This window comes from Helicobacter monodelphidis (assembly GCF_003288845.1).
GTDB lineage: Bacteria > Campylobacterota > Campylobacteria > Campylobacterales > Helicobacteraceae > NHYN01.
In genome coordinates, this window is the sequence record NZ_NHYN01000009.1 from 57,208 (window position 1) to 64,087 (window position 6,880).

Here is a 6,880-nt window from a genome sequence, read left to right on the forward strand (position 1 = left end):
CAATAAGGATTTTTATGATTAAAACCTCTTTAAAAACTTCCTATTTTTGCCTCTTTACACTTGGGTTATGTCTACCATCATCTATTCAAGCGACACCTCTTGAGGAAATCATTTCTGGAATTAAAAGTGAAAGTTTCTTGCGATATCGTTACAACGATACTCGATGGAATAACCTTGATTTCATCAAAGGTAATAACAAAACAGGTAGAACACAAATCAGCAGTGCAGGAAAAGGGGCTGCACATAATTTTAGGGCAGATTTTTCATTCACGACTCCAGATATACATGGTGTGAGCATGAATCTTGGTGCGGTCTATTTCAAGAATGCTTCAACAAACATTGGTGGAAACTATGGCGAAGGCTTAGGTGCTGGTGAAGATGGGGATTTTGGCGTGAGTACTTTTTATGCAAATATACAACCCTCAAACAACACACTCATTCAAATTGGAAAAATGCGCTTTGAAACACCCTTCAATGATCCATCAGATGACAGAGGAACAGGTGTTGTGCTTAAAAATAAGGACATTCAAGGCGTAAGCTTGTATGCAGCGGCCTATGACACTTGGTCGCTTGATGACAGTATGAATGCAATTCCATTTGGAACAAATGAAAATTCTCTTAACAAACCAATTTATCAATTTGCTATTGATGTTAGCCAAAATCAAATCGGTGCAAGTGCGTGGTATGTACACATTCAAGATGTTTATGATTATCTTGCTTATGCGACATTGGGCTATAAAAATGACTTTTTGAATCTTAAGGCAGAATATGCACAAAGTCGACTGAATAATGGCTTATTTCAAACCATTTCTCCTCACACCCTTTTACAAAAAGATCACTCTTTAGCAACATTCAATATCGGCATAAACTACGCCTTTTTGAATGCTAGGCTGGGTTACATTGGCTCTTTTCAAGATGGTTATAAAGTCTCTATTGACAATCAAGGACAATTCATAAATGCAGGAAGAATCTGGAATGATAATAGCATAACAGACATTAGTTATGCGGCAACAGGATCTATTGCAGATTCTAAACATCACCTTAATGTATTTTTTGCTTCTCTGGGCTTTTCTCCTTTGGAAAATAATACACTCGCATTCACGCTTGATTATGTTCAAGGTCAAGATAAAAATAAAACCCAAAATAGTACTTTAACATTCTATGAAATTACCCCAAATATTACCTATCGGTATAATAAAAATCTTGATTTTCTGATTTACTATGCAATGCTTCATGCTTCAAAGGATCCAAAAAGGAATACGACGGGGGAAGAATATGCAGATGCACAAGAAAATCGCTTACGATTCCAAACGATTTATCGTTTCTAACTTTATTGAAGGAGTTTTTATGTTTTTCATTCTAAAAAAATCTCATACATTCTTGAGTTTATTAATCTCTATGATTGCATTTTTAGGGATTATTCACGCAAAAGAGATCACTATTAAAGATGTGGCAGGGAGAGAGGTTAAGGTCAATTTACCTGCAAAACGTATTGTTCTTGGCTTTTATTATACGGATTTTCTTGCTGTGGGCGGAACAAAAGCATTTGATAATGTTGTCGGCTTTTCAAAGGCAGTATGGACAGATTGGACGCCAACAAGCTGGGAAGTGTATAGTAAAGCAATTCCACGATTGCATCACATTGAAGACATTGGAGAAATTGAAGTTGGCACTTTTTCTGTCGAAAAAATCCTTAGTTTAAAGCCTGATCTCGTTATTTTAGCTGATTGGCAATGGCAGATGATGGAGCTAGAATTAGAACCTTTACAAAAAGCAAATATCCCCATCGTTGTTATTGATTATAATCGTGAAACTGTAGAGCGACATATCGCAAGTACACGCATTCTAGGGGAGATTACAGGACAAATTCAAAAGGCAAATGAATTAATTGCATTCTATGAAAGTACAGTGAAAGAGGTGCAAACAAGAATTAAGAATGCAAATCGTCCAAAGCCAAAAATCTATATTGAATTTGGCAATAAAGGTCCAAACGAAAGTGGTTTTACTTATGGCAATGATATGTGGGGTGCTTTGATTGATTTAGCAGGGGGCGAAAATATTGCATCTCCTTTTGTAGAAAAATGGTCACCCATTAATCCAGAACAAATCTTAATCTCCAAGCCAGAAGTTATCGTTATTACTGGGAGAGAAACGGAATTGAACAAAAATAAAGAATCTATGGTGATGGGTATTCTTATTGATGAAAAAGAAGCAAGAATGCGTCTGAACGCCTACAAAAATCGCCCCGGTTGGTCAAGTTTACCGGCCATTAAAAACAATCGTCTTTTTGGACTTTATATGGGAGCATCAAGAACACTCGTTGATGCAACAATGGTACAATATCTTGCAAAGGCAATGTATCCGGATCTGTTTGCAGATATTGATCCAATCCAAAACTATATTGATTACCACAAAAAATATCTACCCATCGTTCCAACAGGAACATTTGGAATTCAGGCTGACTAATGCAAAATGAACAGATCATTCAAGAAGCTGTCCTAACGCATCGTAAACAGGAATGGCATCGGCTCTGCATTATTATGATCTTGATTGCAATTTGCTTGATTTCGCTTGTGCTTGATATTGCAACAGGCCCATCAATGATGAATCCCAAAGAAGTTATGAATGCACTTCTTGCAATATTTTTTGGAACAGAAGTGGAGCAATATCATCATATTATTATCTATGATATTCGCTTACCGCAAGCCTTGATGGCGATTGTTGTAGGAGCTGCTTTGGGAGCAGGTGGAGCAGAAATTCAAACTTTACTCAACAATCCTATGGCAAGTCCCTATACGCTGGGATTAGCAGCCGCTTCAGGGCTTGGAGCATCTTTAGTCATTGCTTTTGGAACACTTGGGCTACCTTTAATGATTGCCGTCCCTATGGGTGCATTCATAATGACAATGATTTCATCGGGTATCTTATTTAGTTTTGCCATGCTAAAGAATTTTAGCTCCTCTAGCCTTGTGCTTGTTGGAATTGCCTTACTCTTTTTGTTTCAATCTTTGCTCTCTTTGGTGCAATATCTTTCATCACCAGAGATTTCGCAACAGATTCTATTTTGGCTTTTTGGTTCCTTAGCGAAGGCACAATGGGCAAATTTAGCCATTGTTTTTGTAACAACCACCATTTGTATGATCTTACTTTTCAAAGATTCTTGGGCATTAACGGCTTTACGATTAGGAGAAGAAAGAGCAAAAAGTATGGGCATCAATCTTTCTGCAGTGCGATTCAAAGCACTTGTTTTAGTTTCTATTATGACGGCAACAGCAATTAGTTTTGTTGGAGTAATTGGCTTTATTGGCTTGGTTGCACCCCACATTGCTAGAATGATTGTAGGTGAAGATCAACGCTTTTTTCTACCTATGGCTAGCCTTACGGGTGCTGCATTTTTATCAATAGCCTCTGTGCTTTCCAAAGTGATTGTGCCGGGTGCTTTATTTCCAGTTGGAATTGTAACTTCATTTATTGGAGTTCCATTCTTTTTTTGGATTATTCTTACAAGGAAAAATAGATGTTAGACATTCAAGATTTTACTTTACATCGTGGCAATTTATGTGTTGCTGATTCTTTAAATCTCTCTTTACAACATGGAAAAGTCTATGCTATATTAGGACCTAATGGTGCAGGAAAATCCTCTTTATTAGGTGCTATTTTTGGAGATCACAAATATAGTGGGCAAATTAGCCTAAAATCAAAAAACTTCCGTTCAATGCGCACTTCAGAATGGAAAAAACAGATTGGTTATATGCCACAAGATAATGTGGTTGATGCAAATTTAAGTGCAATTGAAGTTGTTCTCTTGGGACTAATCGATCATTTAGGTTACATTCTAAGTGACAAACAACTGCGTAAAGCAGCTGAAATTATGAATTCTTTAGGCATTCTCCATCTTGCACAAAAAAATATTCTGAATCTTTCAGGTGGACAAAGACAAATGGTTATGTTTGCTTCTGTTCTTTTAAAATCCCCCCAAATTCTATTGCTTGATGAACCAGTCAGTGCTCTTGATGTGCATCATCAATGTATTTTGTTAGAGGCTGTGCGAAAGCATACTTATGCGAAAGATCTCATTACACTTATGGTTTTGCATGATATTTCTCTTGCAGCACAATTTGCGGATGAGCTTATTATCTTGGCAGACACAAAGATTCAGGCTTTTGGCGAACCCAAAAAGGTTATCACAAAAGAATTAATTGAGCGCTTATATCGGGTTTGTGCTGATGTCTTTGAAGATCGCTCTGGATTGCCCATAGTTGCCATCAAATCAGCTTTAGTATCATAATTGAAAGGAAAAAAAATGCAAAAAATTCTTGGTTTATTCCTATTTGGAATAGTGTTACTCACAAACATAGAGGCAAAAGACTACGAAATCAAAATGCTCGATATGGACAAAAAAGGTCATACAATGGTGTTTGATCCGCCTTTTTTGCAGATTCAACCAGGCGACACAATCACTTTCATTCCCACCCACAAATCTCATTTTGCACAAAGCAAAGTCATTCCAGATGGTGCAGAACATTTTTTGAGTCCCCTTGATCAAAAAACCACTTTTCAGCTGAATCAAGAAGGCGTGTATTTGTATGTCTGCCCACCCCATCAAATGATGAATATGGTGGGTATCATTCAGGTTGGTAAAGCAGTCAATATGCAAGAAATTCGCTCCGCCCTTCCTAAGCTAGAGCGAAAAGCAATGACAAATAAAGGGCGTTTTCTTGAGTATGCAAAGCAGATTCAAGAATGATGGAAACTATCACTATTTTAACTTGTAATGCCTACAAAGAGGGTAATCAAGGCTTGAAACAATTCTGTGCTTATTTGCAAGCAAAAGGCTTGAATGCTAGGCTTCTTGCATGGCAGGAATGTCAATTTGAGTCTTTAAACTCATCGAGTATTCTTTTAGCTCTTGCAATGTGGGATTACAGTCTTGAGTTGGACTCCTTTTTGGAATTCTTAACGACTGTAAAAAAATCCCGAGCACAAATCCTAAACCCCATTGTATTGCTTGAATGGAATCTTTCTAAGCAGTATCTCTTAGAATTACACTCTAAAAATATTCCGATTATTCCTTCTATATTGCTAATGCCCGGAGAAGAACAATGGGAAGATTCCATCTTAAGGCAACAACACATTTGGGGGGATTTAGTCATTAAGCCCCTCATTGGGCAAAGCGGTAAAAATGTGTGTCTTTTAACAAGTACAGATAACCCCACAAACCTAAAACGACAATATCCGCAAGGGGCAATCTTGCAACCCTTTATTCAAGAAATAAAACAAGGTGAAATGTGTCTAATTTTTTTTGAAAATCGCTTTCAGTATGCAATTTGCAGAAAACCTGCGGCAAAGGATTGGCGTGCAAATTCTGCCTATGGTGTTGATATTAGCCTCTGCCAGGCTCCAGAATCCGCTATCAAACAAGCTTTAAAAATCTTGGAAAATCTCCCTACCATTCCTCTTTATACGCGCGTTGATGTTATCGCATATCAGGATAGATTCTTAGTAAACGAGGTTGAATTGATTGAACCATCATTATATTTCGATCTTCATTCATCGGCAATTGAACAATTCACACAAGTACTTTTAAAACGCTTACGCTAAGTTTAGAATAGATACACACAAAACGGGAAACCAAAAATACTAACCTAGCACTTATTCCGCTATATCATTTCATGTGCTATATATCTTCTTCTTTAGACATAGCACGAGATTTCCCCTCCATTCTGTCCATCCCACTATAAATCCCTTCATAATCAATAAAAATCAATTTGCCTTACCCTGTAGATAAAATACACCATTTTTATAAAAAATATTTTTACTTAAGTGCAAAAAAGTAAACTTTTCCACAATCTCCACTTGAGATTTATACTATACTTTTATTTAACACTTTGAAGCTCCTACCATTCTTCAAAACTTCAACCTTGAAAGTATCTGTGAAACTACTCATTTTTTTCTCCTTATTTATAGATAGCATTGAACAAAATCTCTAATTCTTTTTCACTAATTTGTTCTACACTATAACTGGGCATATTGCTTTCAATCGTCCAACGACCTGTCCCACGCACAAAACCTTTGAAAGAATCTAATGTGAGATTGCTTTTAGGTAACTCTAAACCTTGATTCAAATGACAACTTCCACAATCACTCATTTTCATTGCATTTGCAATTCTTTCTTTTCTCTGCTCCTTCAATCCATCTTTCAAAGCAATTTCTAAGTTATTTAAGTTTTTGTTGATTAAGTCGACTTTCAATTCTGTCCTAACAAAAGTTTCATAAATTTACCCCAACTAGCATTAGCAATAGATTTAGATAAGTGTTTGTTTCTTATCATTCCTTTTACATTGAGAGTTTCTACACCGATAAAATCATATTGATTAGTTATCTCGTTACTGATTTTATGCAGATAGTCTTCTCTTGCTCTTGCTACTTGTAAATGGGCTTTGGCTACTTTTAGTTTAGCTTTTATTCTATTATTTGAACCCTTTTGTTTTTTGCTAAGTTGTCTTTGAAGTTTTATGAGTTTGCTTTCTTTATCTTGTAAGAATTTCTTATTAGGATAAATAATCCCATCACTTCTTATCAGTAAAGATTCTAAGCCCATATCTAAACCAACAGCATTTTCTACTATTTTTGGCTTAAGTAAAGATTTATTGTTTTCATAGCTAATTGCAATGTAGTATTCATCGGCTATTTTTGAAATAAAGGCTTGTTTTATTGTATGATCACTATCAAGTTTTCTATGGATTTTAGCTCTTATACCCTCTTTGAATTTAGGAATAATCACTTTCTTTTTATCTTTATCAAGGATTATATTTTGCGGAATAGCATAAGATTGTCTAGCATTTTTCTTTGATTTGAATCTAGGATATTTGGCTCTTTT

Annotated in this window: 7 protein-coding genes and 1 pseudogene; 6 read left to right on the forward strand and 2 right to left on the reverse strand. The window is 36.0% G+C overall.

Going from position 1 to position 6,880, the window contains the following annotated elements:
- Nucleotides 1–14 precede the first annotated feature (14 nt).
- Genes CCZ01_RS05370 through CCZ01_RS05395 form a run of 6 tightly spaced genes read left to right on the forward strand, consistent with a single transcriptional unit; the run spans nt 15 to nt 5,601 of the window.
- The gene (locus CCZ01_RS05370) at nt 15–1,328 is read left to right on the forward strand and encodes a major outer membrane protein (protein WP_112052200.1); all 1,314 of its coding nucleotides are present in this window, start codon (nt 15–17) and stop codon (nt 1,326–1,328) included.
- 19 nt (nt 1,329–1,347) lie between these two features.
- Nucleotides 1,348–2,466 (forward strand): ABC transporter substrate-binding protein, encoded by a 1,119-nt coding sequence (locus CCZ01_RS05375; RefSeq protein WP_112052201.1) that lies wholly within the window; start codon nt 1,348–1,350, stop codon nt 2,464–2,466.
- On the forward strand, nt 2,466–3,524 hold the full coding sequence (locus tag CCZ01_RS05380; RefSeq protein ID WP_112052202.1) for a FecCD family ABC transporter permease: 1,059 nt from the start codon (nt 2,466–2,468) through the stop codon (nt 3,522–3,524). Before CCZ01_RS05375 ends, CCZ01_RS05380 begins: the two co-directional genes overlap by 1 nt.
- Nucleotides 3,518–4,288 carry an ABC transporter ATP-binding protein gene (locus CCZ01_RS05385; protein WP_112052203.1) on the forward strand — a complete coding sequence of 257 codons (771 nt, stop codon included), beginning with the start codon at nt 3,518–3,520 and terminating at the stop codon, nt 4,286–4,288. Before CCZ01_RS05380 ends, CCZ01_RS05385 begins: the two co-directional genes overlap by 7 nt.
- A gap of 15 nt (nt 4,289–4,303) precedes the next feature.
- Nucleotides 4,304–4,747, forward strand: a complete 444-nt coding sequence (locus CCZ01_RS05390) for a plastocyanin/azurin family copper-binding protein (protein WP_112052204.1) — start codon at nt 4,304–4,306, stop codon at nt 4,745–4,747.
- Nucleotides 4,744–5,601, forward strand: coding sequence for an ATP-grasp domain-containing protein (locus tag CCZ01_RS05395; protein ID WP_112052205.1), 858 nt, complete (start codon nt 4,744–4,746; stop codon nt 5,599–5,601). Before CCZ01_RS05390 ends, CCZ01_RS05395 begins: the two co-directional genes overlap by 4 nt.
- A 356-nt stretch (nt 5,602–5,957) precedes the next feature.
- On the opposite strand, the gene CCZ01_RS05400 is transcribed toward CCZ01_RS05395, so the two are convergent.
- On the reverse strand, nt 5,958–6,251 hold the full coding sequence (locus CCZ01_RS05400; protein ID WP_112052206.1) for a hypothetical protein: 294 nt from the start codon (nt 6,249–6,251) through the stop codon (nt 5,958–5,960).
- Nucleotides 6,252–6,262: 11 nt separating this feature from the next.
- Nucleotides 6,263–6,880, reverse strand: a pseudogene (locus CCZ01_RS05405) (RNA-guided endonuclease InsQ/TnpB family protein); the annotation flags it as partial.

Excerpts from the sequence above, each read along its gene's own strand:
- CCZ01_RS05370 (WP_112052200.1), top strand. The coding sequence starts at position 15 with ATGATTAAAACCTCTTTAAAAACTTCCTATTTTTGCCTCTTTACACTT.
- CCZ01_RS05375 (WP_112052201.1), top strand. The coding sequence starts at position 1,348 with ATGTTTTTCATTCTAAAAAAATCTCATACATTCTTGAGTTTATTAATC.
- CCZ01_RS05380 (WP_112052202.1), top strand. The coding sequence starts at position 2,466 with ATGCAAAATGAACAGATCATTCAAGAAGCTGTCCTAACGCATCGTAAA.
- CCZ01_RS05385 (WP_112052203.1), top strand. The coding sequence starts at position 3,518 with ATGTTAGACATTCAAGATTTTACTTTACATCGTGGCAATTTATGTGTT.
- CCZ01_RS05390 (WP_112052204.1), top strand. The coding sequence starts at position 4,304 with ATGCAAAAAATTCTTGGTTTATTCCTATTTGGAATAGTGTTACTCACA.
- CCZ01_RS05395 (WP_112052205.1), top strand. The coding sequence starts at position 4,744 with ATGATGGAAACTATCACTATTTTAACTTGTAATGCCTACAAAGAGGGT.